This window comes from Enterobacter cloacae complex sp. XAL002 (assembly GCF_049236805.1).
GTDB lineage: Bacteria > Pseudomonadota > Gammaproteobacteria > Enterobacterales > Enterobacteriaceae > Enterobacter > Enterobacter intestinihominis.
In genome coordinates, this window is the sequence record NZ_JBMKJN010000005.1 from 111,904 (window position 1) to 136,186 (window position 24,283).

Genomic DNA, 24,283 nt, shown 5'->3' on the forward strand with positions numbered 1-24,283 from the left:
TACAAATAAATACTATAAACAAAAAAACCCGCCGTAGCGGGTTTTTTGGCCGTGTTCGATCAGTGTTCGAACATTGCAGAGATGGATTCTTCGTTGCTGATACGACGAATCGCTTCGGCCAGCATCCCGGACAGAGTCAACGTACGCACGTTTGGCAGCGCTTTGATCTCGTCACTCAGTGGAATGGTATCGCACACCACAACTTCGTCGATGACGGAGTTACGCAGGTTGTTTACCGCATTGCCGGAGAAGATCGGGTGAGTCGCGTAAGCGAATACGCGTTTCGCACCACGCTCTTTCAGCGCTTCAGCGGCTTTACACAGCGTACCGCCGGTATCGATCATGTCGTCCACCAACACGCAGTCGCGGCCAGCCACGTCACCGATGATGTGCATCACCTGAGAAACGTTAGCGCGCGGACGGCGTTTGTCGATGATCGCCATGTCGGTATCGTTCAGCAGCTTCGCGATAGCACGAGCACGTACCACGCCGCCGATGTCCGGAGAAACCACAATCGGGTTGTCCAGATTCAGTTGCAGCATGTCTTCCAGCAGGATTGGGCTGCCGAAAACGTTATCAACCGGCACGTCGAAGAAGCCCTGGATCTGCTCTGCGTGCAGGTCGACTGTCAGTACGCGGTCAACGCCGACGCTGGAGAGGAAGTCTGCGACAACTTTAGCGGTGATTGGCACACGCGCGGAACGGACGCGACGGTCCTGACGTGCATAGCCAAAGTAAGGAATAACAGCAGTGATACGGCCAGCAGAAGCGCGACGCAGCGCGTCGACCATAACAACCAATTCCATCAGGTTGTCGTTCGTTGGAGCACAGGTGGACTGGATGATGAAAATATCACCACCGCGTACATTTTCGTTAATTTGTACGCTGACTTCGCCGTCGCTAAAGCGACCTACAGCGGCGTCGCCGAGGGAAGTGTACAGGCGGTTGGCAATACGTTGTGCTAGTTCCGGGGTGGCGTTACCAGCAAAAAGCTTCATATCAGGCACGAGAAGAACCTCAGGCATGCGTCCAGTGGTGGATAGCGTTCGCCGCAAACTGCGGGGCCTAAGCAAACGCTATCCAGGCGGTGTATTAAAGAGCGCGATGCAACGTCTGGAACAGGGTGACGTTGTCACCGAAACTCAGTCTGCGCCAGAATGGCCTGCTGTAGGGGGGAGGTGTTCATCCCGCGTGCTACAAAACCATGCAGCCAGTCCGGCGCTTGCTCAAGCACCTGACGGGCGGCGGATTCGGTGTCAAATTCAGCAAAGACACAGGCCCCTGTACCGGTCAGGCGCGACGGCGCGTATTCTAACAGCCAGGAAAGCACCGCATCAACCTCGCGAAAACGTTTTCTTGCGATATCCTCGCAATCGTTGCTGAATTCACAATTTAATAACGTTTTTATTGACCGTACCGGGGTATTTCTTTTCAGGTCAGGATCTTTAAAGATGACCGGGGTAGGAATGCTCACGCCAGGGTGAACGATCAGATACCATTTTTCCGGCGGATCGACCGGCGTGAGGATTTCGCCCACCCCTTCAGCAAACGCCGCGTGGCCGCGCACAAACACTGGTACATCGGCGCCCAGCGTCAACCCTAACGCTGCCAGCTCGTCCGTTGTCAGACCGCAGCCCCACAGATGGTTAAGCGCCACCAAAACGGTCGCAGCATTTGACGAACCGCCGCCAAGACCGCCGCCCATCGGCAGGCGTTTGTCGATACGGATATCCGCACCGCTTCCCGCTGGCAGACGATCCGACGACGACGCCGTTTTCATAAGCAGGCGGGCAGCGCGCACGATCAGGTTATCGTCATGCGCCACGCCGTCGACTGGCGTCAGCAGACAAATCTGCCCGTCCTGACGCGGTTCGATTGAGATCGTGTCGCCGTAGTCGACAAACTGAAACAGGGTTTGCAGGGTGTGATAGCCGTCAGCGCGCTGCCCGGTAATGTAGAGAAACAGGTTCAGTTTTGCGGGAGAGGGCCAGTGGGTCATCATTTAACGATCCAGTTATCCATTTTCAGCTTGATACGCTGGCTACCCTGCATCAGCTCCATATTGGACGGCAGCGATGGTTGAGTCTTGCTGTCATACGCGCTGTACACCACTTTCCAGGTTTTACCGCCCTGGGTGTAGTTAACCTGGCTCAGACGGTATTGGTCATCAAGCGTATAGTCGGTGGCGTCACCCGGCAGGCCAAGGATCCACTGGCGCAGACTATTGAGCGGAATCGGCATCCCGGTCAGCTTGCCAATCATCTCTTCGGCGTCGGTCGCGGTGTAGTGCTGGCCTTTGTTATCGGTGATCTGCGCTTCGCCAGGCTTCGCGTTAAGCTCCAGCTCGGTGCTGCCCAGCGGGTTGAGCAGCAGCAGGCGATAGTTGTCCTGCCCCGTTTGCTGCCAGAAGAAGCGAGCATAAACTTTTTGTTCGTCAGAGAGATATGCAAATGCACCGCGGGTCTGGTACTGGCTTAATTTCAGCACATCCTGCTGGTGCTGACGCCACTGCGGTGAGTCGGGGCTTTTGCCCGGGCCTTTCGGCTGATGAACGGAACAGGCGGTCAGAACCAGGGCCGCCAGAGGCAGCAGGCGAATCATTCGGGTCATAATGATGACAAATCCTTGAGATACGTTGCAGTTATAACTGTTAATGCTAGCGTTGAAGGGTGCCACCGTCTACGTTCAAATTATCTCAAAGCGCGGCGTAAGCTATTACTCCGAAAGGGGGCAGTCTCTTTTATTGATCTCGCGCATCCTGTATGATGCGTCCTGCTAACCTTATTAACGCTGGTACTACTCCCGCTCAACATGACCCTATTAGCACTCGGTATTAACCACAAAACGGCCCCGGTTTCACTGCGAGAACGCGTTACGTTTTCGCCGGATACGCTCGACCTGGCGCTGGATAGCCTGCTTGCACAGCCGATGGTGCAGGGTGGCGTGGTGCTGTCGACGTGCAACCGTACCGAGCTCTATTTAAGCGTGGAAGAGCAGGACAACCTGCACGAGGCGCTGATCCGCTGGCTATGTGACTATCACAACCTCAACGAAGAAGAGCTGCGCAACAGCCTGTACTGGCATCAGGATAACGATGCGGTCAGCCATCTGATGCGTGTGGCCAGCGGTCTGGATTCGCTGGTGCTGGGCGAGCCGCAGATCCTCGGCCAGGTGAAAAAAGCCTTCGCGGATTCCCAGAAAGGGCATCTGAAAGCCAGCGAACTGGAGCGAATGTTCCAGAAGTCATTCTCCGTGGCGAAGCGTGTGCGAACCGAAACCGACATTGGCGCCAGTGCGGTTTCGGTTGCTTTCGCGGCCTGTACTCTTGCCCGTCAAATCTTTGAATCGCTGTCGACCGTCACCGTACTGCTGGTGGGGGCGGGCGAAACCATCGAGCTGGTGGCGCGCCATCTTCGCGAACACAAGGTGAAGAAGATGATCATCGCCAACCGCACCCGCGAACGTGCGCAGGTGCTGGCAGATGAAGTGGGCGCTGAGGTGATTGCGCTGAGCGACATCGATGAACGTCTGAAAGAGGCGGACATTATTATCAGTTCTACCGCCAGCCCGCTGCCGATTATCGGGAAAGGGATGGTCGAGCGTGCGCTGAAATCCCGCCGCAATCAGCCGATGCTGCTGGTGGATATCGCCGTTCCGCGTGATGTCGAACCGGAAGTGGGCAAACTGGCGAACGCCTACCTGTACAGCGTGGATGACCTGCAAAGCATCATTTCGCACAACCTTGCCCAGCGTAAGGCGGCGGCTGTGCAGGCGGAAACCATCGTTGAACAGGAAACCAGCGAATTTATGGCCTGGCTGCGCGCGCAAAGCGTCAGCGAGACCATCCGCGAATACCGCGGTCAGGCGGAGCAGGTGCGTGATGACCTGACGGCCAAAGCGTTAGCGGCCCTTGAACAGGGCGGCGACGCGCAGGCGATTATGCAGGATTTAGCCTGGAAACTGACCAACCGCCTGATCCATGCCCCAACCAAATCTCTTCAGCAGGCTGCCCGTGACGGGGACGATGAACGCCTGACTATTCTGCGCAACAGCCTCGGGCTGGAATAGCGCCCTATACCCATTTTCTAAGACAAGGTGCATTTACGCCTATGAAGCCTTCTATCGTCGCTAAACTGGAAGCTCTGCACGAGCGCCATGAAGAAGTCCAGGCGCTGCTCGGCGATGCCGGGACCATTACCGACCAGGAACGTTTTCGCGCGCTGTCGCGTGAATACGCGCAGCTAAGTGATGTTTCAAAATGCTTTACCGACTGGCGACAGGTCCAGGAAGATATCGAAACCGCGCAGATGATGCTCGACGATCCTGAAATGCGCGAGATGGCCCAGGAAGAGTTGCAGGACGCTAAAGCACGGTCAGAAGAGATGGAGCAGCAGCTTCAGGTCCTTCTGCTGCCAAAAGATCCGGACGATGAGCGTAACGCTTTTGTGGAAGTCCGCGCCGGTACCGGCGGCGACGAAGCGGCGCTGTTCGCCGGAGATCTGTTCCGTATGTACAGCCGTTATGCGGAATCACGCCGCTGGCGCGTAGAGATCATGAGCGCCAACGAAGGCGAGCATGGCGGCTACAAAGAGGTTATCGCCAAAATCAGCGGCGACGGCGTTTATGGTCGGCTGAAGTTTGAATCCGGTGGTCACCGCGTGCAGCGTGTGCCTGCGACAGAATCTCAGGGACGCATTCACACTTCGGCCTGTACGGTGGCGGTCATGCCCGAGCTGCCGGAAGCGGAACTGCCGGATATCAACCCGGCGGATCTGCGCATCGACACCTTCCGCTCTTCAGGGGCGGGTGGTCAGCACGTTAACACCACCGACTCCGCTATCCGTATTACTCACCTGCCCACCGGGATTGTGGTTGAGTGTCAGGACGAGCGATCCCAGCACAAGAACAAAGCTAAGGCGTTATCCGTGCTGGGTGCCCGTATCCACGCGGCGGAAATGGCGAAACGCCAGCAGGCGGAAGCCTCTACCCGCCGTAACCTGCTGGGCAGCGGCGACCGTAGCGATCGTAACCGCACCTATAACTTCCCGCAGGGGCGCGTAACCGACCACCGCATCAACCTGACGCTCTACCGTCTGGATGAGGCAATGGAAGGCAAGCTCGATATGCTGATTGAGCCTATCGTGCAGGAATACCAGGCCGACCAGCTGGCGGCGCTGTCCGAGCAGGATTAATGGATTTTCAGCGCTGGTTACGTGAGGCGGCCCGTGAACTTTCAGAAAGTGAAAGCCCGAAGCGGGACGCCGAAATTCTGCTTGAGCATGTGACGGGTAAAGCCCGCACGTATCTGCTGGCTTTCGGCGAAACCGAACTGACAGCTGAACAGCTATCGCAGCTGGGGGCACTGCTCGCCCGCCGTAAAACCGGCGAGCCGGTGGCGCATCTGGTTGGCGAGCGCGAGTTCTGGTCACTTCCGCTGTACGTCTCAGAGGCCACGCTGATCCCGCGCCCGGACACCGAGTGTCTGGTGGAGCAGGCGCTGGCGCGGTTACCGGCGCAGTCGTGTCAGATCCTCGATCTGGGTACCGGCACCGGCGCGATTGCGCTGGCGCTTGCCAGCGAGCGGCCGGACTGTATCGTGACGGCGGTAGACGTGATGCCTGATGCGGTCGCCCTCGCGCGGCGCAACGTTGAACGGCTGAGGCTGAACAATGTTTCCGTTCTGCAAAGCAGCTGGTTTGCCGCGCTTGAAAGCCGCATGTTCGAAATGATTGTCAGCAATCCGCCCTACATCGACGAAGACGATCCGCATCTCGCGCAGGGCGACGTGCGTTTTGAACCGTTGACCGCGCTGGTCGCTGCGAATCAGGGACTTGCGGATCTCGATCACATTGTGACAACGTCACGGCAACATTTGCTTCCCGGTGGCTGGCTGCTGGTGGAACATGGGTGGACGCAGGGAGAGGCGGTGCGAGCACTGTTTACGCGTGCCGGATACGCCGCCGTGGAAACCTGCCGGGATTACGGCGGCAATGAACGTCTGACGCTGGGGCAGTGGTCATGAGCCTGTTTACGCTGCTAATCTCCGTTCACCTGGTTTCCGTTGCCCTGACCATCGGCTTTTTCATTGTCCGCTACTGGTGGCGCTACAGCAATAATCCGCTGATTAACGCCCGCTGGGTACGTATCGCCCCACACGGTATAGACACAGTGCTGTTCCTTTCCGGAGCCGGGTTAATGTGGAAGACCGGCTATCTGCCATTTACTGATAAAGGCCTATGGCTGACTGAAAAGCTGTTTGGCGTTATCATCTACATCGTTTTGGGTTTTATCGCGCTTGGGCGTCATCGTCCGCGCAGCCAGCAGACAGGGTTTATCGCCTTTCTGCTGGGTCTGGTGGTGCTGTACATCATCATTAAACTCGCCACCACAAGAATACCGTTACTGGGGTAAGTCATGAGGTCCTTAGCCGATTTCGAATTTAACAAAGTGCCGCTATGCGATGGTATGATCCTGATTTCAGAGATGATCCGCGACGATTTCACATCACAGTACGTTTACGCTGAACTGGAAAATCTGGTCAGCCTGGCGCGCGAAGAGATCAATCAGGCACGTCCGCAAGACTGGCAATTAGAGAAGCTGATTGAGCTTTTCTACGGCGAATGGGGTTTCTGCGACACGCGAGGCGTGTATCGCCTGTCTGACGCACTGTGGCTGGACCAGGTGCTGAAAAATCGACAGGGTAGCGCCGTCGCGTTGGGCGCCATTTTACTGTGGGTTGCGCACCGACTGGATATTCCACTGGTGCCGGTCATTTTCCCCACGCAGATGATTTTGCGGGCGGAGTGGCTGGACGGTGAGATGTGGTTAATCAATCCGTTTAACGGCGACACGCTGGATGAGCATACGCTGGACGTCTGGCTGAAAGGCAACATCAGCCCGATAGCTGAGCTGTTCAATGAAGATCTCGATGAAGCCGATAACGCTGAAGTGATCCGCAAGCTCCTGGATACGCTGAAGTCTGCGCTGATGGAAGAGCGTCAGATGGAGCTGGCCCTGCGCGCAAGCGAAGTGCTGTTGCAGTTCAATCCGGAAGATCCGTACGAAATCCGCGACCGCGGCCTGATTTATGCGCAGCTCGACTGCGAGCACGTGGCGCTGAATGATTTAAATTATTTCGTCGAACAATGTCCGGAAGACCCGATCAGCGAGATGATCCGCGCGCAGATCAACGCGATCGCGCATAAACACATTACACTGCATTAATCTTAATTCCGATTCACACCTGAATAAGGCGATCCTATGAAACAAAAAGTGGTTAGCATTGGTGATATCAACGTGGCAAACGACCTGCCGTTTGTGCTGTTTGGCGGTATGAACGTGCTGGAATCCCGCGATCTCGCTATGCGCATCTGCGAACACTACGTGACCGTGACCCAAAAGCTGGGCATCCCGTACGTGTTTAAAGCCTCTTTTGACAAAGCCAACCGCTCCTCCATTCACTCCTACCGTGGCCCGGGCCTGGAAGAGGGGATGAAGATTTTCCAGGAGCTGAAACAGACGTTTGGCGTGAAAGTGATCACCGACGTGCACGAAGCGTCTCAGGCACAGCCCGTGGCTGATGTGGTAGACGTGATTCAGCTTCCGGCGTTCCTGGCGCGCCAGACTGACCTGGTAGAAGCGATGGCGAAAACCGGTGCCGTGATTAACGTGAAAAAACCGCAGTTCGTGAGCCCTGGCCAGATGGGTAACATCGTCGATAAGTTTATCGAAGGTGGTAACGACCAGGTGATCCTGTGCGACCGTGGTTCAAACTTCGGTTATGACAACCTGGTTGTGGATATGCTGGGCTTCAGCGTAATGAAGAACGTCTCTAACCAGTCTCCGGTGATTTTCGACGTGACCCACTCCCTGCAATGTCGCGACCCGTTTGGCGCCGCGTCTGGCGGGCGTCGTGCGCAGGTGACCGAACTGGCGCGCGCCGGTATGGCAACCGGCCTGGCGGGTCTGTTCATTGAAGCGCACCCGGATCCGGTTAACGCGAAATGCGACGGTCCATCCGCGCTGCCGCTGGATAAGCTGGAGCCATTCCTGAAACAGATTAAAGCGATTGACGATCTGGTGAAGAGCTTCGACGAGCTGGATACCAGCAACTAATAAAAAACCCGCTTCGGCGGGTTTTTCTTTGCCCGGCGGCGCTACGCTTGCGCGGGCCTACGGGTTTCGTAGGCCGGGTAAGCGCAGCGCCACCCGGCAAAAAAATTACGCAAATATCGTCATCAGATACGCAATAAACAGCGCCATATGCGCCGCGCCGTTCAGCACATTGGTGCGGCCGGTTGAGAAGGAAATCTGGCACAGGAGTAGCGACGCTACCATCACAATCATCTCTGGTGCACCCAGCGCAAACTGCAATTCATTCCCCGTCATAAAGGCAATAAGCGTTACCACCGGAACGGTAAGGGAGATGGTCGCCAGAACGGAGCCAAAGAACAGATTCATCGCACGCTGCACCTGATTATTGAGCACCGCTTTCAGCGCTCCCAGGCCTTCTGGCGACAGGATCAACAGGGCTACCAGGAAACCGGTAAAGGCGACCGGCGCGTTCAGTTCAGTTAACAGCGCCTCCAGCGGGTTAGCATTCATCTTGGTGACCGCAATTACCGCAATCAGATGCACGATCAGCCAAACCGTGTGCCACGCGCTGCTGTGGGCCGACGGCTTACCGTGATGCGGGTCATCATCGTCGCCGTCGTCTTCATGCTCGTAAACAAACAGGCTCTGGTGCGTTTTGGTCTGGATCAGCAAGAACACGCCGTACATTGCCGCGGAAATCAGCGCCACCAGCAGCGCCTGGCCGGTGGTGAAGTTTGCGCCCGGCAATGCCATCGGGAATACCAGCACGATAATCGCCAGCGGGAACAGGGCGATCAGATACTGTTTAATGCCAAAAAGGTTCATGTACTGGGTGGCAAATTTGCGGCCACCTAATAAAAGCGAAAAACCGACCAGGCCGCCGGTAACAATCATAATGATGGAGTAGAGCGTATCGCGCATTAACGTTGGTGCGGCGTCGCCGGTGGCCATTAATGCGGAAATTAGACTGACCTCAAGAATCACAACCGAAAGGCTTAAAATTAATGACCCATACGGCTCTCCAAGACGGTGGGCTAAAACATCCGCATGGCGTACCACGCTAAATGCACTGGTTAAAATACCCACCAGAGCCAGAATATTGATCCCCACAACCACTGGCAATGACTGACTGCTTCCCCAGAAGAGCAGCACAGCCAGTGCCAGAACCGGGAAAATGAGAGAGGTCTCCTTGTGGCGGGTCTTTACCGCCTCGTGTGTTGCTGTCATGTGTTTCTCCAACAGTGCAGGTGCTTGTAATTATAGATAGATTTTGAGGGTGTTAAATTAACAGAAAACGGTTAAATACCCTGTATTTTTTACTTAATTTTACCCTTTAATGGGATTTTTCTTCCTGAAGCTTATAATGCCTCATTTACACAAAATAATAATTTAATAACAATGCCTTGCACTCTTAAATAGTTCATTTCTCGCTGTCGGCTGGCACCCTGGCGTATCGTCGTCCACACTTATCTTTTAGCCAAAAGAGAGGTTAGCGATGCCATACAAATCGAAAAGCGAATTACCGGATAACGTGCAAAACGTACTGCCTGCCCACGCTCAGGATATCTATAAAGAAGCCTTTAACAGCGCCTGGGATCAATACAAAGATAAAGAAGATCGCCGGGACGATGCCAGCCGTGAAGAGACGGCGCATAAAGTGGCCTGGGCCGCCGTAAAAAATGACTATGAGAAAGGGGATGATGACAAATGGCACAAAAAGAAATAGCTGCCGAATAATACGCTGCCTCCATTTTGACATTTCAGGCGGTTGAACTGCCGCTGTATTGCATCTGGCCCGCGAATTGCTTATCGTTGCTCAACTGCTGTTAAAATGAACAGCACAGAATGCCGGGAAGGCGCATTAAAGATGTCGCAAGGAAGCATGCAGTGGCGGAGGTGGAATGTGTTAACGCGTGATTTCTTGATGAAGGCAGATTGTAAGACGGCATTTGGTGCTATTGAGGAATCGCTTCTGTGGTCGGCTGAACAACGTGCGGCGTCGCTTGCGGCAACGCTGGCCTGCCGCCCGGATGATGGCCCGGTATGGATTTTTGGTTACGGCTCTCTGATGTGGAACCCGGCGCTCGAGTTTGTTGAATCGGCAACCGGAACGCTGCCTGGCTGGCACCGCGCCTTCTGTTTGCGCCTGACCGCCGGACGCGGCAGCGCGTGTCAGCCTGGACGTATGCTTGCACTAAAAGAGGGCGGGCGCACCACGGGCGTGGCATACCGGCTGCCGGATACCACGCTGGAAGATGAGCTGACGCTGCTGTGGAAGCGCGAGATGATCACCGGCTGCTATATGCCCAGCTGGTGCAAGCTGGAACTGGACGACGGCCGCACCGTCAACGCGCTGGTGTTCATTATGGATCCGCGGCACCCGCTGTATGAAGCCGACACCCGAACCCAGGTGATTGCCCCGCTGATTGCCGCCGCCAGTGGACCGCTGGGCACTAACGCCCAGTACCTTTTCTCGCTCGATCAGGAGCTGACGCGTCTCGGTATGCAGGACGACTGTCTGAGTGAGCTGGTGGTGAAGGTTAAAGCGCTGCTGGAAGGGAACCCGCTCAGCAATACGCTGCGCCCGGGTTTTGCCTGATAATACGCCCGGCTGGCCGGGCGTTTATGGTTATGCTGCCACGTAACTTACGGAATGTTCGAGCGACTGGCTGTGGCTGTCGATCAGCACATCCCAGGTGCCGGTGTAAGGCACCGTCAGCCAGGCCTTATCATCCTGGACGGTAAGGATATCTGCCTGCGATTGCTTTTGCCCTTTTGTACTCATCAGATGGATGCGGCAACGTTCTGAGCAACGCACCACTACCGTATCCCCGCCAAACAGTTTCAGACTCGTTTTAACTCGTGCCATTTTTTATACCCCGTCGTTTTTGCCCATCCCGAGCGTGATGTTGTTCACAATTTACTCATTGCATAACACCAAAGGGGAAGGTAGGTGATGCTGATTTCGATCAAAAAATGGCGCAACGATTAAACAAAAATGACAAAATTTCTGAAACCTTTCAGCCAACGCGCGTTTTCCCTGCTTAACGCGCGTCCGGGAAAAATTATATGCGGAAATGGCCAGCGGTCTCAGCAAGGTCGCCCGCCTGGCTTTGCAGCGCGCTGGCCGCCGCAGCAGACTGTACAACGAGTTCAGCGTTCTGCTGCACCATGCGATCCAGGTGAGTCACCGCGTGGTTAATTTCATGGATGCCTTTCATCTGCTCGCGGGTGGCAATAGATATTTCACGCATAATGCCAGACACGCTCCCGACGCTGGCGCGGATCTCATCCATGCTGTCGCCCGCAAGGTGCACAAACCGGGAGCCGGTTGCAACGCTTTCGGTAGTGGAGTCAATAAGGGATTTGATCTCTTTCGCCGCCTGAGCGCTGCGGCTGGCCAGATTACGCACTTCCCCCGCAACGACCGCGAACCCACGGCCCTGCTCACCGGCACGAGCCGCTTCGACGGAGGCGTTAAGCGCCAGAATGTTGGTCTGGAAGGCGATGCCGTCAATCACGCTGGTGATATCGCCAATCTTTGCAGAAGCCACTTCGATGGACTGCATGGTGCTGATTGCCTGCGAGACAACTTCGCCGCCGCGCGCTGCGGCCGCAGAGGCTTTACTGGCCTGGTCATTGGCTTCTTCGGCCGATTCATTCGACTGGGTAACGGAGGCGGTTATCTCTTCCACGGCGCTGGCGGTCTCACGCAGGCTGGACGCGGCCTGCTCGGTACGTCCGGAGAGATCCTGGTTGCCTGCCGCAATCTCCTGCGCGGCGTTTTTCACTGAGGCGCTGGCGTCGCGAAGCTGGACCATCACCACCGAGAGCTTATTGCTGAAGGCGTTAAACGCCTGCGCAATTTGCGCCACTTCGTCATCACCGCTATCCGGCAGACGCTGGGACAGATCGTTGGTGCCGTTGGCAATGCTGTGCATCGCGTCGCGAATGTCGGACAGGCGCTTAAGCAGGCGGGCTATCAGGAGGTGGACAATGGCGCCGCTCAGAAGCGCCAGAATCACCAGCGAGATTGCCGACGCTTTCAGCAAGGAACGCATGCCGGAGGTGGCGTCGCTGCTGTCGAGGGCGACGACCAGCAGCCAGTTCGTGCCCGGCACGGCTGAGGCGATAAAGGTTTTTTCCTCATCATTCAGTGTCCCGTCGACCGGATTACCGCTCTTCAGCGCCGCAAGGTCGATGCCTTTGATCGTCCCGGTAAACGGCTTCAGCGTCAGGGTCGGCTCGTTGGCGGCAATAACCGTGCCGTCGCTGTTCAGGAGCAACCCGCTGCTGGCAGGCGTTGGGTGGATCCCGCGCACGTTCGCCACCACGCTATCCATGGCGACATCGCCCGCTACCACTGCTTTCAGAGTACCATTCTCCTTCACCGGTACGGCAAACGTCACCACCAGCTTCCCGGTCCCGGCATCAACGTAGGGCGCCGTCACAACCGGGCCGTCCGTGCTCACCACCTGCTGATACCAGGGACGAATGGTTGGGTCATAATCCGCCGGGACCCCCGCAGGATCGGAGAATTTCGCCGTCTTGCTGGCGTAGCCTGCGTAGACGTTGGTGAAGCCGCCCGCCTGGGCTAATTGCTTAAACACCGGAACCGGATCGTCAGCCAGCGCGATACTCTGCGCGGAGGCAATCACCGTCATTTTGCTTTTGACCCAGTCGGCAATCGCCATATTGTGGCTGGCGCTGGTGCTGGTCAGTATATCGCGCTGCGACTGCTGATTATCCTGGCGCGTGACCTGAAAGTTGATAATGGTATTAAGAAGAAGGGCGACGACCATACAGCCTGTCGTCGCCGCAATGATGCGGGCGCGAATGGATCTGAACATAAGTGTAATACCTGCTGTGTTGTTTCCATGCCTATCGGCAATGGCGCAGGTAAACTTGATGCTGAAACCGCGTCCATAAGAAAATAATATTTTTGGCGATTTATTATTAAAAAGTTAATACTTTATCAGCGGTAAGAGTCCATTCAGCCAGTTCAACCAGCGTGCCAATTTCCACGCCATCAATCAGGGGCAGCCCGGTAATGCCGCGACCGTCGGTACAGGTTTTGCACAGCTTGACCGGAACGTTTTGCGCGGTCAGGATCTCCAGCATGTGTTGTATGTTGTAGCCCTCAGCGGGTTTCTGCCCCTTCAGCGCGGCCGTGACGGCATCGGACATCAAAAAGAGGCGCAGCTCCAGCTCACTCTCCTTATCGCGCAGCGCGATTGCCAGGCGCAGACTGTTAAAAAGGGATTCACTGCCGTAGGCCGCACCGTTGGCGACGATCACAATCTTCTGCATGTTGACTCCTGTTCTTTGAAAAGGCACGAATATTGCTTCTCATACCGAAGAATATGTATCGGAGAGAGAAACGATGACGATAGTGGCTGGCAGTTCGCCTGGCGCGACCGAATGGTTCCAGCGTGCAAGAATGCTGCGGGAGGAACAGCTCGGCAGATTAGCGCAGCTGGGCGCACTGGTGAACGGCATCAGTCGACTGGTGCATATGCTACAGTGCGAACGCGGTGCGTCAAATGTCTGGCTCTGCTCGCAGGGTAAATTGTACGGGCCTGAATGCAAGGCCAGCAGGGCTTTGGTGGATGAAAACCTTGCTGCATTGCACCTCCTGTTTAGCGAACCGCTGCCGGGCAGCGCCCTTTGCGAACGTATCGCCAGCGCACTGCACGGCCTTGAAACGCTGACGGTGCTGCGTGATGGCGTTACAGGTCAACGCGTCACCGCGCCGCAGGCGATGGAACACTACAGCCGCATACTGCGTCATCTGCTCAATATCGTACCTCAACTCAGCGACAGCATTGACGATCCGCACATCGCGGGCCGATTTGTGGCCCTTTACAGCCTGATGCAGGGCAAAGAACTTGTGGGACAAGAGCGGGCGCTGGGGGCTATTGGTTTCACCCAGGGATTCTTTGACGATGAAACCCGCCAGCGGCTGGTGGATCGCATTGATGGCCAGCAGGCCTGCTTTGAGGTTTTTATCTCCCATTGCACTCCAGACGTGCAGGAGACGTTTACCCTCAACTGTCAGCCGGGTCTGGAGACTGAAAAACTCAGGCGTGAAGCGTGCACCCGCCAGCCTCCGGCAGATAATGGCGATACCGCTCTCAAATGGTTTGCCCTGCAAACCGCGCGTCTTGAGCATCTGCGCACGCTGGAGGAGGTGGCCATTGCCGATCTGATGACGGCAGTTGAGGAGCGTCGCTATAGCGAAAACCTGCACGTAGACGATGAGTACGACGATATCCTGGCGCGATTTCCGGATAGACCACTGCTGCCGCTGGTGCGCCAGCAGGCGCGCGAAATTGAGCAACTCTCCCGTCAACTTGCTTCCCTGCGCGACACGCTGGAGGAGCGCAAGACCATCGACAAAGCCAAAAGCGTGCTAATGACGCATCAGAACATGAGCGAGGAGCAGGCGTGGACAGCCCTGCGCAAAATGGCGATGGATAAAAACCAACGCATGGTGGATATCGCCCGTGCGCTCCTTACGGTGAAAAATCTGTGGAAGGTACCCCCTGGGGAGTAGTTGCACAGTCAGTGGGCCTTTAATGCCTGATTGAGGTGCGTAAAAGAGCGCTCTCCTTGCAGAAACCCCGTAACGCCGGGGTTAAAAAGCTGGCATCACCTTTGCATTAACAGATTAACTATTTTTGACGATGCGCCAACGGCGGTGCATACGTCTTCGGGATAAAGGCGTCCAGCGGTGCTTCAGCACCGTCGGGCGCTTTTTTTTGCCTTTTTTCAGGAGCAATTATGGCGGATTTGTCGAGACGGCGTTTATTGCAGGCCAGCATGCTGGCGAGTGGTGCGATGCTGTTGCCGGGTGTCATGCAGGCCGCATGGGCGGCGGGGTCAGATAAGCCGGAGCAGGATACCGTGCGTATCGGGTTTATCCCCCTGACCGATTGCGCGCCAGTGGTTATCGCGGCCCTGAAAGGGTTCGATAAAAAACACGGCATTACCATTGTACCTACTAAAGAGGCGAGCTGGGCGGCGGTGCGCGACAAGCTGGTGGCAGGGGAGCTGGACGCCGCACACATTCTTTACGGCCTGCTGTACGGACTGGAGCTGGGTATCGCGGGCAAGCCGCAGCAGATGGCGAACCTGATGACTCTCAACCAGAACGGTCAGGCCATTACGCTCTCCAGCGATCTGGCGGAGAAGGGCGTTCGTGATCTCGACGGGCTGAAAAAGCTGATTACACAGCAGGCACCGGGAACCTACACCTTCGCGCATACCTTCCCGACGGGGACACACGCTATGTGGCTCTACTACTGGCTGGCCAGTGCGGGCATTAACCCGTTTGACGACGTGCGCACTGTGGTGGTCCCGCCGCCACAGATGGTGATGAACATGCGCATCGGCAACATGGTCGGGTTCTGCGTCGGCGAGCCGTGGAACGCGCGGGCGATTAACGACCGCATCGGGTTTACCGCCGCCACGTCACAGTCCATCTGGGCCGATCACCCGGAAAAGATCCTCGGCACCCGACGCGACTGGGTGGTGAAAAATCCGCACACCGCACGGGCGCTGGTGAGCGCCGTGATGGAAGCCGCGCGCTGGATCGAGGCGTCAGCGGAAAACAAACGTGAAACCGCGCAGATCCTCTCGCGCCGCGCATGGCTCAACTGCAAGGAACAGTACCTCACCGGACGCATGCTCGGCGAATACGACAACGGGCTCGGTCAGCGCTGGCAGGATGCGCACCCGATCCGTTTCTTCAACGAGGGTGCCGTGAGCTACCCGTATCTCTCCGACGGCATGTGGTTCTTAACCCAGTTCCGTCGCTGGGGCTTGCTCAACGCCGCGCCGGATTATGCGGGCATCGCACAGCGCATTAACCAGACCGCGGTCTGGCAGGATGCCGCGACCGCCGTGGGCGGCATGTCCACACCGTCATCACCGTATCGCAGCAGTACCCTGATGGACGGCACCGTCTGGAACGGCACCGATCCGGAAGGGTACGCCAACCGCTTCGCCATTCACCGTAAAGGGGCCTGAGTATGCAGCATCTGCAAAATACGCAACCACAAGAGAAGTCAGAGAGCGGGGAAGTGATTGTCCTGCCTCCGCTACAGGTTCGCCGTCGTGCGCCAGCGTTTACGCGTCGGATGAATGAGTTTTTACAGCGCGTCATCCCGGCGCTGCTCGGTCTCGGTCTGCTGGTGGTGCTCTGGCAGCTGGCGGCGATAAACAGTAAAGGTTTCCCGACGCCGCTCAGCACGCTCGATTCGGCCATGACCCTGTTTGCCGATCCGTTTTATCGCGACGGGCCAAACGATATGGGCATTGGCTGGAACGTGCTGGCGTCGTTGCAACGCGTCGCCATCGGCTTCGGTCTGGCGGCGCTGGCGGGCATTCCGCTGGGCTTTTTGATTGGGCGCTTCACCTTTTTCTCCCGCATGTTCAACCCGCTGATCGCGCTCCTGCGTCCGGTCAGCCCGCTGGCCTGGCTGCCTATCGGCCTGCTGCTGTTCCAGAAAGCGGAGCCCGCGTCGAGCTGGACCATTTTCATCTGCTCCATCTGGCCGATGGTCATTAACACCGCCGAAGGGGTGCGCCGTATTCCGCAGGACTACCTCAACGTGGCCCGGGTGCTGCAACTCTCAGAGTGGACCATCATGCGCCGCATTCTTTTCCCCGCCGTGCTGCCTGCGGTGTTGACCGGGGTACGTCTCTCCATTGGCATTGCCTGGCTGGTGATTGTCGCCGCCGAGATGCTCACCGGAGGTTTAGGCATTGGCTTCTGGATCTGGAATGAATGGAACAACCTCAACGTTGAAAACATTCTCATCGCCATCGTCATCATTGGCGTGGTCGGGTTGCTGCTGGAGCAGGGGCTGATGCTGATCGCCCGTCGCTTTAGCTGGCAGGAAAAATAAGGAGTGAAGATGAAACCTTTAATTCAGGTCCAGGCCGTGAGCCAGCGTTTTTCCACCGCCAGCGGCGAGTTTCTGGCGCTGCAAAACGTCTCTTTTGATATCCACGAGGGCGAAACCGTCAGTCTGATTGGTCACTCCGGCTGCGGCAAGTCGACGCTGTTAAACCTGATCGCCGGGATCACGCTGCCGACGGAAGGCGGGCTGATTTGCGACAACCGCGAAATCGCCGGGCCGGGGCCTGAGCGTGCGGTAGTGTTTCAGAATCATTCGCTGCTGCCGTGGTTAACCTGCTTCGACAACGTGGCGCTGGCGGTGGATCAGGTCTTCCGTCGCACCATGAGTAAGGCCGAGCGCAAAGAGTGGATTGAGCACAATCTCGACCGGGTGCAGATGGGCCACGCGCTGCATAAGCGCCCCGGGGAGATCTCCGGCGGTATGAAGCAGCGCGTCGGTATTGCCCGGGCGCTGGCAATGAAGCCGAAAGTGCTGCTTATGGATGAGCCGTTTGGCGCGCTCGATGCGCTGACGCGTGCCCATCTTCAGGACTCGGTGATGCAGATCCAGCAGGCGCTGAACACCACCATCGTGCTCATCACCCACGATGTGGACGAGGCGGTACTGCTCTCTGACCGCGTACTGATGATGACCAACGGCCCGGCGGCCACCGTGGGTGAGATCCTGCGCGTCGATCTGCCGCGCCCGCGCAACCGGGTGCAGCTGGCGGACGATAGCCGCTATCACCACATGCGCCAGCAGATCCTCCATTTCCTCTACGAAAAACAGCCGAAAGCGGCGTAATGAGGGGGCACGATGCGACTGGTCATTATCGGTAATGGTATGGCGGCAACCCGGCTGATTGCATCGCTCACCGGGCGTGTGCCCGGTCGTTTTGCTATCACCGTCATCGGTGACGAGCCGGAGCAGGCGTACAACCGCATCCAGCTTTCGCCGGTGCTGAGTGGTGAAAAGCAGGCGGAGCACATCTGTCTGCACGATGAAGACTGGTACACGGCACGAGGCGTGACGGTGCTGCGAGGAGAAACGGTGCTCGCAGTAGACGTTAACGCGCGTAAAGTGCGTACCTCTGCTCGCACGCTGGGCTGGGATGCGCTGGTGTTTGCCACCGGGTCTACCCCTGTAGTGCCGCCGATCCCCGGCGGCGATGCGCCGCATGTGTTCACCTTTCGCACCCTGGCAGAGACCCGCGCCATCCAGAACCTCTCCGGTCCGGCGGTAGTGCTGGGCGGTGGCGTACTTGGCGTGGAAGCAGCGGCAGCGCTGGCGCGCAACGGTGACAACGTCACGCTTATCCATCGTGGTCCCTGGCTGATGGAACAGCAGCTGGATCAGCAGGCGGGACTGCTGCTTGAAGAGGCGCTGGCGGCGCGGGGTGTTAGCTGTGAATTCGCCTCTGGCATCGCGGCGATTAACGGCAAGAGCGTGACGCTACTCAACGGGCACAGCGTCACCGCCGCGCGCGTGGTGCTGGCCACGGGTGTACAACCCAACGTTGCGCTGGCAAAAGCCAGCGGCATTCACTGCGCGCGCGGCATCGTGGTGGATCACCAGATGCAAACCTCCGTGCCGAATATCTACGCCATCGGCGAGTGCTGTGAAATTGACGGCCAGACATTTGGCCTGGTCGCCCCTTGTCTGGCGCAGGCGGATATTCTCGCCGCGCGGCTGGCCGGGGAGATCACCGCGCCGTTTACCCGGACCGACAACGGCGTGCGTCTTAAGGTGACCGGCGTGGAGCTGTTCAGCCTCGGACGCGCGACGGCGCAGGCGGACGATGTGGTATGGAGTTCATGGGATCCGCTGACCCGTCACTATCGACGTTTACTGATCCATCAGGGGACGCTGGCTGGCGTGCTGCTGCTGGGTGACTGCCGCAGCGCGGCAACCTTTACCGATTTACTGGCAACGGCTGCGCCCGCCCACGCGGACTGGCTGTTCGATCGTTTCACAACGCAACCGCAGGTTGCAGGACAGAACGCTATGACAAAACCTACTCTGGTGGTGGTTGGGCACGGTATGGTCGGCCATCATTTCCTCGAAGACTGCGTTAACCGCAATTTGCATCAGCAGTATCAGATTATTGTTTTTGGCGAAGAGCGCTATGCGGCCTATGACCGCGTGCATCTGTCGGAATATTTTGGCGGACGCAGCGCGGACTCGCTCTCGCTGGTGGCGGGGGAGTTCTTTGCCGATAACGGCATTGAACTGCGCCTCTCGCAGCAGATTGTCGCTATCGATCGTGATGCACACGTTGTGCGTACCGCCAGCGGCCATGAAACCCACTGGGATAAGCTGGTGCTGGCGACCGGCTCGTACCCGTTCGTACCGCCCGTTCCGGGCAGCGATCTGCCGGGTTGTTTTGTCTACCGCACCCTCGACGATCTGGACAACATTGCGGCCCATGCGGCAGGCTCTCGCCGCGGCGTGGTAATTGGCGGCGGCCTGCTGGGGCTGGAGGCGGCGAATGCGCTTAAGCAGCTAGGGCTGGAAACCCACGTGGTGGAGTTTGCGCCGAACCTGATGGCGGTGCAGCTCGACAGCGACGGTGCGGCAATGCTGCGCAGGAAAATTGAGGCGCTGGGCGTAGGGGTACACACCAGTAAATCGACGACGGAGATTGCCACCGCAGACGACGGGCTGGTGCTGCGTTTTGCCGATGGTGAACAGCTGGAAACGGACATGGTCGTCTTCTCTGCCGGTATTCGTCCGCAGGACGCGCTGGCACGCAGCAGCGGGCTGGCTATTGGCGAGCGCGGCGGGATCTGTATTGACGACGGCTGCCGGACCTCCGATCCGGACGTGCTTGCCATCGGGGAATGCGCGCTGTGGGAGGGGAAAATCTTTGGCCTGGTGGCACCGGGCTACCAGATGGCGCGCGTGACTGCCGCTGTGCTGGCGGGTGAGGAGAAGCGCTTCACCGGCGCGGATATGAGTACCAAACTCAAGTTGCTGGGTGTGGATGTGGCGTCGTTTGGCGATGCCCACGGGCGCACGCCGGGGGCGCTGAGCTACCAGTGGACGCACGGGCCGCAGCAAATCTACAAAAAAATTGTGGTCAGTCACGACAGCAAAACCCTGCTGGGTGGCGTGCTGGTGGGCGATGCCAGCGAATACGCCACGCTGGTGCAGATGATGCTTAACGGCATCAGTCTGCCAAAAGAGCCGGAAACGCTGATCTTACCCGCGTCGTCAGGCTGCACGCCGAAAGCGCTGGGCGTGGCGGCGCTGCCGGAAAGCGCGCAGATCTGTTCGTGTCATAACGTCAGCAAAGGGGATATCTGCCAGGCGGTAAGCGCGGGCGCAACGGATATCGGCGCCATTAAGCAGTGCACCAAAGCGGCGACCGGCTGCGGAGGCTGTAGCGCGCTGGTGAAGCAGGTGATGGAGTTCCAGCTTGCGGAGCAGGGCGTGGAGGTGAAAAAAGATATCTGTGAGCACTTCCCGTACTCGCGTCAGGAGATATACCACCTGGTGCGCGTCAACCATATCCGGACCTTCGACCAGCTTATCAGCCGTTACGGACAAGGGCACGGCTGTGAGATCTGTAAACCGCTGGTGGGATCAGTGCTGGCCTCCTGCTGGAACGAATACCTGCTGAAACCGGCGCATCTGCCGCTGCAGGACACCAACGACCGCTACTTTGCCAATATTCAGAAGGACGGAACGTATTCCATCGTGCCGCGCATGCCTGCCGGGGAAGTGACGGCCGACGGGCTGATCGCCATCGGCCAGATTGCGAAACGCTATAGCCTTTACAGCAAAATCACCGGCGGACAGCGTATTGACCTGTTTGGCGCCACGCTCGAACAGTTGCCGGAAATCTGGCAGGCGCTGGTGGAGGCCGGGTTTGAGACCGGTCATGCGTACGGTAAATCCCTGCGCACGGTGAAATCCTGCGTCGGGTCGACCTGGTGTCGCTATGGCGTGCAGGACTCCACCGGCCTTGCGGTCAAACTGGAGCATCGCTACAAGGGGTTACGTGCGCCGCACAAAATCAAAATGGCGGTCTCCGGCTGTACCCGTGAGTGCGCAGAGGCGCAGAGCAAAGACGTGGGGGTGATTGCCACGGACAAGGGCTGGAACCTTTATCTGTGCGGCAACGGCGGGATGAAGCCGCGCCACGCGGATCTCTTTGCCAGCGATCTGGACGACGAAACGCTGATCCGCACCGTTGACCGTTTCCTGATGTTCTACATTCGCACGGCAGATCGTCTGCAACGCACCAGTACCTGGATGGATAACCTGGAAGGCGGCCTCGACTATCTGCGCGAGGTGATCCTGAACGACAGCCTTGGGATCGCCCACGAGCTGGAGCAGGAGATGGCCCGGGTGGTGGAGACCTATCAGTGCGAATGGCAAACCACCCTCAACGATCCTGATCGCCTGGCGCTGTTCCGCACCGCGGTGAATGTCCCTGCCGCGGCGGAGAGCAAGCGCTGGCAGGAAATTTGCGGCATCGATGATATCCCCGAGCAGGCGGGCATCGGCGCGCGGCTTGGCCGAAAACCGATTGCGCTGTTCCGCTTTGGAACGTCCGTTTATGCCCTGGACGACCTGGAGCCGGGCAGCAGCGCGAACGTGCTTTCGCGCGGCATCCTTGGCGATGCAGCGGGCGAGCCGGTGGTGATTTCCCCGCTTTACAAGCAGCGCATACGTCTGCGCGATGGATGTCAGGTGGAGAACGGCGAACCCGTGGTGCGCGCCTGGCCGGTAAAAATTGAAAACGGCAAGGTTTGGGTTGGAAGCCAAGAGCTGGTGATGCGTGCGGAGGCCTCATGACGGAAACCCGTACAACGTGCCCTTACTGCGGGGTGGGCTGCGGCGTGGTCGCCAGTGTGGAAGATGGCGCGGTAAGCATTCGTGGGGATGAAACTCATCCGGCGAACTTTGGTCGCCTGTGCGTAAAAGGATCTGCCCTTGGGGAAACGACGGGGTTGCAGGGACGTCTGCTGCGCCCGGTTGTTGACGGCATGGAGGTGGCATGGCCGCAGGCGCTGGGTGAAGCGGGCGAGCGGCTACGGAAGATCATCAACGAATGGGGGCCGCAGGCGGTGGCGTTTTATGCCTCCGGCCAGCTGTTGACCGAGGATTACTATGCGGCCAACAAGCTGATGAAAGGCTTTATCGGGGCGGCGAACATTGATACCAACTCGCGGCTGTGCATGTCGTCAGCGGTGGTGGGCTACAAACGCGCCTTCGGTGAAGACATTGTGCCGTGCAGCTACGAGGACGTGGAAAACAGCGATCTGGTGGTACTCGTTGGCTCAAACGCGGCCTGGACGCATCCGGTGCTGTATCAGCGGCTGGTGCAGGCAAAACGCAGCAACCCGCAGATGAAAGTGGTCGTGATCGATCCGCGCAAAACCGCCACCTGCGATGTCGCTGACCTGCATCTGGCGCTTAAGCCCGGCAGCGATGCCGGGCTGTTTGTGGGGTTGCTCAATCTGATTCAGGGGAGCGGCGAGTGGCCGATTCCTCACGTGGCCGCGTTTTGCGATCTGCCTTCAGACGAGATTGGCACCTTCTACGACTGGTTTGTCACTGCGCCACGCGCGATCACGCTCTACACCATGGGGATCAACCAGTCCTCCAGCGGCAGCGACAAGTGTAACGCCATCATTAACGTGCATCTTGCCAGCGGGAAGTTCAACCGTTCGGGCTGCGGCCCGTTTTCGCTGACCGGACAGCCAAACGCCATGGGCGGGCGGGAAGTGGGTGGGCTGGCGAACCAGCTGGCGGCGCACATGAACTTCGAGCCGGACGATCTTTCGCGCGTGGCGCGTTTCTGGGGAACCGAGCGGCTGGCACAAACGCCGGGGCTGATGGCGGTAGAGCTGTTTGACGCGATTGCCCGCGGCGAGGTGAAGGCGGTGTGGATCATGGGCACCAATCCTGCCGTGTCACTTCCCGACAGCCACGCGGTGTGCCAGGCCCTGGCAGCCTGCCCGCTGGTCATAGTATCTGAGGTGATGCAGGAGACGGACACCAGCCGGTTTGCTCATATCCGTTTTCCCGCCCTGGGCTGGGGCGAAAAAGACGGAACGGTGACCAATTCCGAGCGGCGTATTTCGCGCCAGCGCGCGTTTCTGCCTGCGCCGGGCGAGGCCAGACCGGACTGGTGGATCATCGCCCGGATCGCAGAGCAGCTCGGTTATGGCGATGCCTTCGCCTGGGAACACCCTCATGAGATATTTTGTGAACATGCGGCGCTGACGGCGTTTGAAAATAACGGCGAACGGGCGCTAAACCTGCGCGAACTGGCGTCGCTGTCGCGAGAGGCGTGGGACGAGCTGGCGCCTTATCAGTGGCATGCCGGTGATTTCCCGCAAAGAAATCTTGTACCGGTTGATCCTTCCTCGCATGGGGCAGGCGTCGACGAATTGTACCCCTTGATACTGAATACCGGGCGGATCCGCGATCAGTGGCACACCATGACGCGCACGGGGTATGTTCCGCGCCTGATGCAGCATATCGATGAGCTTTTTATTGAGATGAACGCAACCGATGCGGCGCGCGCGGGGCTGACTGACGGCCAGCTGGCGCGGATAAGTTCCCCGCGCGGGGTCATGGTTGCCAGAGTACGTATCTCTACCGCACAGCGTGCGGGCGAGCTGTTTGCGCCGATGCACTGGAACGCGCAGTTTGCCCGGCAGGGGAAGGTCAACGCGCTGGTGGAAGGGCGGGTTGATGCCTGGTCCGGCCAGCCGGAGAGTAAACAAACCGCGGTGAGGATCCTGCCCTGGCTACCCGCCTGGCAGGGGGAGCTGTATGCCCGCGAGTTGCCAGCGCTGCCGCCGTCGGTATGCTGGTGGCGTAAAGCCTCACGTCTGACGGTGGCGGGGGAGCAGCCGTTGCTGTCGTGGGTCATGGCGTACGCCAGCGGTCGGGGCTGGCAGTTACAGGTGGCACAGACGGGAGAACGCAGCAGCGTGCTCGCCTGGCATCACGGCGAGCTGATGCTGGGCTACTGGGAGGGCCATACGCTGCCGGCGCTGGCGCATGCGTTTATTGAAGAAGCCTTTGCTGCTGCGCCCGTACAACTCGCTGAACGCCACGCGCTGCTGCACGGACAACGGCCGGGCGAAGATGCCGATCCCGGGCGAATTATCTGTAGCTGCTTTAGCGTGGGTGAAAATACGATACGTAAGGCGATAGCCGGAGGCTGTAATTCTGCCGCAGCGCTGGGCGTGAAGCTGCGTTGCGGTACGAACTGCGGCTCCTGCCTGCCGGAGCTGAAAGGGTTGTTGGGATAATAGTGT

21 protein-coding genes are annotated in these 24,283 nt (G+C 58.2%); 14 read left to right on the top strand and 7 right to left on the bottom strand.

Features of this window, described 5'->3' with window-relative positions; genetic code table 11:
• Nucleotides 1–59: 59 nt before the first annotated feature.
• The 3 genes from prs to lolB all read right to left on the bottom strand — a co-directional run bounded on the left by prs (nt 60) and on the right by lolB (nt 2,610).
• Complete coding sequence (gene prs, locus ACOT0L_RS06405) at nt 60–1,007, bottom strand: ribose-phosphate diphosphokinase (RefSeq protein ID WP_003856663.1); 948 nt, start codon at nt 1,005–1,007, stop codon at nt 60–62.
• A 125-nt stretch (nt 1,008–1,132) separates the two neighbouring features.
• Nucleotides 1,133–2,002, bottom strand: a complete 870-nt coding sequence (ispE, locus tag ACOT0L_RS06410) for a 4-(cytidine 5'-diphospho)-2-C-methyl-D-erythritol kinase (protein ID WP_023300294.1) — start codon at nt 2,000–2,002, stop codon at nt 1,133–1,135.
• The gene (gene lolB, locus ACOT0L_RS06415; RefSeq protein WP_126502884.1) at nt 1,999–2,610 is read right to left on the bottom strand and encodes a lipoprotein insertase outer membrane protein LolB; all 612 of its coding nucleotides are present in this window, start codon (nt 2,608–2,610) and stop codon (nt 1,999–2,001) included. Before lolB ends, ispE begins: the two co-directional genes overlap by 4 nt.
• Before the next feature lie 201 nt (nt 2,611–2,811).
• Here lolB and hemA point away from each other — a divergent pair, with 201 nt between their 5' ends.
• From hemA to kdsA, 6 genes are read left to right on the top strand one after another with little or no spacing between them, the layout of a single operon-like run.
• Nucleotides 2,812–4,068 carry a glutamyl-tRNA reductase gene (gene hemA / locus ACOT0L_RS06420; protein ID WP_003856666.1) on the top strand — a complete coding sequence of 419 codons (1,257 nt, stop codon included), beginning with the start codon at nt 2,812–2,814 and terminating at the stop codon, nt 4,066–4,068.
• A gap of 41 nt (nt 4,069–4,109) precedes the next feature.
• Nucleotides 4,110–5,192: a peptide chain release factor 1 gene (gene prfA / locus ACOT0L_RS06425; protein WP_368994973.1), complete on the top strand. Its 1,083-nt coding sequence runs from the start codon at nt 4,110–4,112 to the stop codon at nt 5,190–5,192.
• Entirely contained in the window at nt 5,192–6,022 is an 831-nt protein-coding gene (prmC, locus tag ACOT0L_RS06430; RefSeq protein ID WP_126502883.1) for a peptide chain release factor N(5)-glutamine methyltransferase, read from the top strand. Before prfA ends, prmC begins: the two co-directional genes overlap by 1 nt.
• Nucleotides 6,019–6,411: an invasion regulator SirB2 gene (sirB2, locus tag ACOT0L_RS06435; protein ID WP_022648377.1), complete on the top strand. Its 393-nt coding sequence runs from the start codon at nt 6,019–6,021 to the stop codon at nt 6,409–6,411. The genes prmC and sirB2 overlap by 4 nt, the downstream gene beginning before the upstream one ends.
• Nucleotides 6,412–6,414: 3 nt before the next feature.
• Complete coding sequence (gene sirB1, locus ACOT0L_RS06440; protein ID WP_022648376.1) at nt 6,415–7,224, top strand: invasion regulator SirB1; 810 nt, start codon at nt 6,415–6,417, stop codon at nt 7,222–7,224.
• A gap of 36 nt (nt 7,225–7,260) precedes the next feature.
• Complete coding sequence (gene kdsA / locus ACOT0L_RS06445) at nt 7,261–8,115, top strand: 3-deoxy-8-phosphooctulonate synthase (RefSeq protein WP_022648375.1); 855 nt, start codon at nt 7,261–7,263, stop codon at nt 8,113–8,115.
• Between the two features lie 105 nt (nt 8,116–8,220).
• On the opposite strand, the gene chaA is transcribed toward kdsA, so the two are convergent.
• The gene (chaA, locus tag ACOT0L_RS06450; protein WP_003856672.1) at nt 8,221–9,321 is read right to left on the bottom strand and encodes a sodium-potassium/proton antiporter ChaA; all 1,101 of its coding nucleotides are present in this window, start codon (nt 9,319–9,321) and stop codon (nt 8,221–8,223) included.
• A gap of 268 nt (nt 9,322–9,589) precedes the next feature.
• Between chaA and chaB the strand changes: the two genes are divergently transcribed.
• Both chaB and ACOT0L_RS06460 read left to right on the top strand, forming a co-directional pair.
• The gene (chaB, locus tag ACOT0L_RS06455; protein WP_003856674.1) at nt 9,590–9,820 is read left to right on the top strand and encodes a putative cation transport regulator ChaB; all 231 of its coding nucleotides are present in this window, start codon (nt 9,590–9,592) and stop codon (nt 9,818–9,820) included.
• Nucleotides 9,821–9,997: 177 nt separating this feature from the next.
• Nucleotides 9,998–10,693, top strand: coding sequence for a gamma-glutamylcyclotransferase (locus ACOT0L_RS06460; RefSeq protein ID WP_017384255.1), 696 nt, complete (start codon nt 9,998–10,000; stop codon nt 10,691–10,693).
• A gap of 30 nt (nt 10,694–10,723) precedes the next feature.
• Here ACOT0L_RS06460 and ACOT0L_RS06465 read toward each other — a convergent pair whose 3' ends face one another.
• From ACOT0L_RS06465 to ACOT0L_RS06475, 3 genes are all read right to left on the bottom strand, one after another.
• Nucleotides 10,724–10,963, bottom strand: a complete 240-nt coding sequence (locus ACOT0L_RS06465) for a hypothetical protein (protein WP_015570352.1) — start codon at nt 10,961–10,963, stop codon at nt 10,724–10,726.
• A gap of 196 nt (nt 10,964–11,159) precedes the next feature.
• Nucleotides 11,160–12,944, bottom strand: a complete 1,785-nt coding sequence (locus ACOT0L_RS06470) for a methyl-accepting chemotaxis protein (RefSeq protein ID WP_023306429.1) — start codon at nt 12,942–12,944, stop codon at nt 11,160–11,162.
• 106 nt (nt 12,945–13,050) lie between these two features.
• Complete coding sequence (locus ACOT0L_RS06475) at nt 13,051–13,404, bottom strand: DsrE/DsrF/TusD sulfur relay family protein (protein WP_023300288.1); 354 nt, start codon at nt 13,402–13,404, stop codon at nt 13,051–13,053.
• Between the two features lie 73 nt (nt 13,405–13,477).
• Here ACOT0L_RS06475 and nasR point away from each other — a divergent pair, with 73 nt between their 5' ends.
• The 6 genes from nasR to ACOT0L_RS06505 all read left to right on the top strand — a co-directional run bounded on the left by nasR (nt 13,478) and on the right by ACOT0L_RS06505 (nt 24,277).
• Nucleotides 13,478–14,650, top strand: coding sequence for a nitrate regulatory protein NasR (gene nasR, locus ACOT0L_RS06480; RefSeq protein ID WP_045308278.1), 1,173 nt, complete (start codon nt 13,478–13,480; stop codon nt 14,648–14,650).
• A 227-nt stretch (nt 14,651–14,877) separates the two neighbouring features.
• Entirely contained in the window at nt 14,878–16,125 is a 1,248-nt protein-coding gene (locus ACOT0L_RS06485) for a CmpA/NrtA family ABC transporter substrate-binding protein (RefSeq protein WP_022648370.1), read from the top strand.
• A 2-nt stretch (nt 16,126–16,127) separates the two neighbouring features.
• Complete coding sequence (gene ntrB, locus ACOT0L_RS06490) at nt 16,128–17,006, top strand: nitrate ABC transporter permease (protein ID WP_022648369.1); 879 nt, start codon at nt 16,128–16,130, stop codon at nt 17,004–17,006.
• A 9-nt stretch (nt 17,007–17,015) separates the two neighbouring features.
• Entirely contained in the window at nt 17,016–17,804 is a 789-nt protein-coding gene (locus tag ACOT0L_RS06495; protein WP_042715167.1) for an ABC transporter ATP-binding protein, read from the top strand.
• A 12-nt stretch (nt 17,805–17,816) separates the two neighbouring features.
• Nucleotides 17,817–21,803, top strand: coding sequence for a nitrite reductase large subunit NirB (gene nirB, locus ACOT0L_RS06500; RefSeq protein ID WP_126502882.1), 3,987 nt, complete (start codon nt 17,817–17,819; stop codon nt 21,801–21,803).
• A complete protein-coding gene (locus ACOT0L_RS06505; RefSeq protein ID WP_126502881.1) occupies nt 21,800–24,277 on the top strand; it encodes a nitrate reductase in 2,478 nt (825 codons plus the stop codon). The genes nirB and ACOT0L_RS06505 overlap by 4 nt, the downstream gene beginning before the upstream one ends.
• The last annotated feature ends 6 nt before the right edge of the window (nt 24,278–24,283 follow it).

Bases quoted from the DNA above. Each gene is read 5' to 3' on its own strand.
- ispE (WP_023300294.1), bottom strand. From the start codon at position 2,002: ATGATGACCCACTGGCCCTCTCCCGCAAAACTGAACCTGTTTCTCTAC.
- lolB (WP_126502884.1), bottom strand. From the start codon at position 2,610: ATGACCCGAATGATTCGCCTGCTGCCTCTGGCGGCCCTGGTTCTGACC.
- hemA (WP_003856666.1), top strand. From the start codon at position 2,812: ATGACCCTATTAGCACTCGGTATTAACCACAAAACGGCCCCGGTTTCA.
- prfA (WP_368994973.1), top strand. From the start codon at position 4,110: ATGAAGCCTTCTATCGTCGCTAAACTGGAAGCTCTGCACGAGCGCCAT.
- prmC (WP_126502883.1), top strand. From the start codon at position 5,192: ATGGATTTTCAGCGCTGGTTACGTGAGGCGGCCCGTGAACTTTCAGAA.
- sirB2 (WP_022648377.1), top strand. From the start codon at position 6,019: ATGAGCCTGTTTACGCTGCTAATCTCCGTTCACCTGGTTTCCGTTGCC.
- sirB1 (WP_022648376.1), top strand. From the start codon at position 6,415: ATGAGGTCCTTAGCCGATTTCGAATTTAACAAAGTGCCGCTATGCGAT.
- kdsA (WP_022648375.1), top strand. From the start codon at position 7,261: ATGAAACAAAAAGTGGTTAGCATTGGTGATATCAACGTGGCAAACGAC.
- chaA (WP_003856672.1), bottom strand. From the start codon at position 9,321: ATGACAGCAACACACGAGGCGGTAAAGACCCGCCACAAGGAGACCTCT.
- chaB (WP_003856674.1), top strand. From the start codon at position 9,590: ATGCCATACAAATCGAAAAGCGAATTACCGGATAACGTGCAAAACGTA.
- ACOT0L_RS06465 (WP_015570352.1), bottom strand. From the start codon at position 10,963: ATGGCACGAGTTAAAACGAGTCTGAAACTGTTTGGCGGGGATACGGTA.
- ACOT0L_RS06470 (WP_023306429.1), bottom strand. From the start codon at position 12,944: ATGTTCAGATCCATTCGCGCCCGCATCATTGCGGCGACGACAGGCTGT.
- ACOT0L_RS06475 (WP_023300288.1), bottom strand. From the start codon at position 13,404: ATGCAGAAGATTGTGATCGTCGCCAACGGTGCGGCCTACGGCAGTGAA.
- nasR (WP_045308278.1), top strand. From the start codon at position 13,478: ATGACGATAGTGGCTGGCAGTTCGCCTGGCGCGACCGAATGGTTCCAG.
- ACOT0L_RS06485 (WP_022648370.1), top strand. From the start codon at position 14,878: ATGGCGGATTTGTCGAGACGGCGTTTATTGCAGGCCAGCATGCTGGCG.
- ntrB (WP_022648369.1), top strand. From the start codon at position 16,128: ATGCAGCATCTGCAAAATACGCAACCACAAGAGAAGTCAGAGAGCGGG.
- ACOT0L_RS06495 (WP_042715167.1), top strand. From the start codon at position 17,016: ATGAAACCTTTAATTCAGGTCCAGGCCGTGAGCCAGCGTTTTTCCACC.
- nirB (WP_126502882.1), top strand. From the start codon at position 17,817: ATGCGACTGGTCATTATCGGTAATGGTATGGCGGCAACCCGGCTGATT.
- ACOT0L_RS06505 (WP_126502881.1), top strand. From the start codon at position 21,800: ATGACGGAAACCCGTACAACGTGCCCTTACTGCGGGGTGGGCTGCGGC.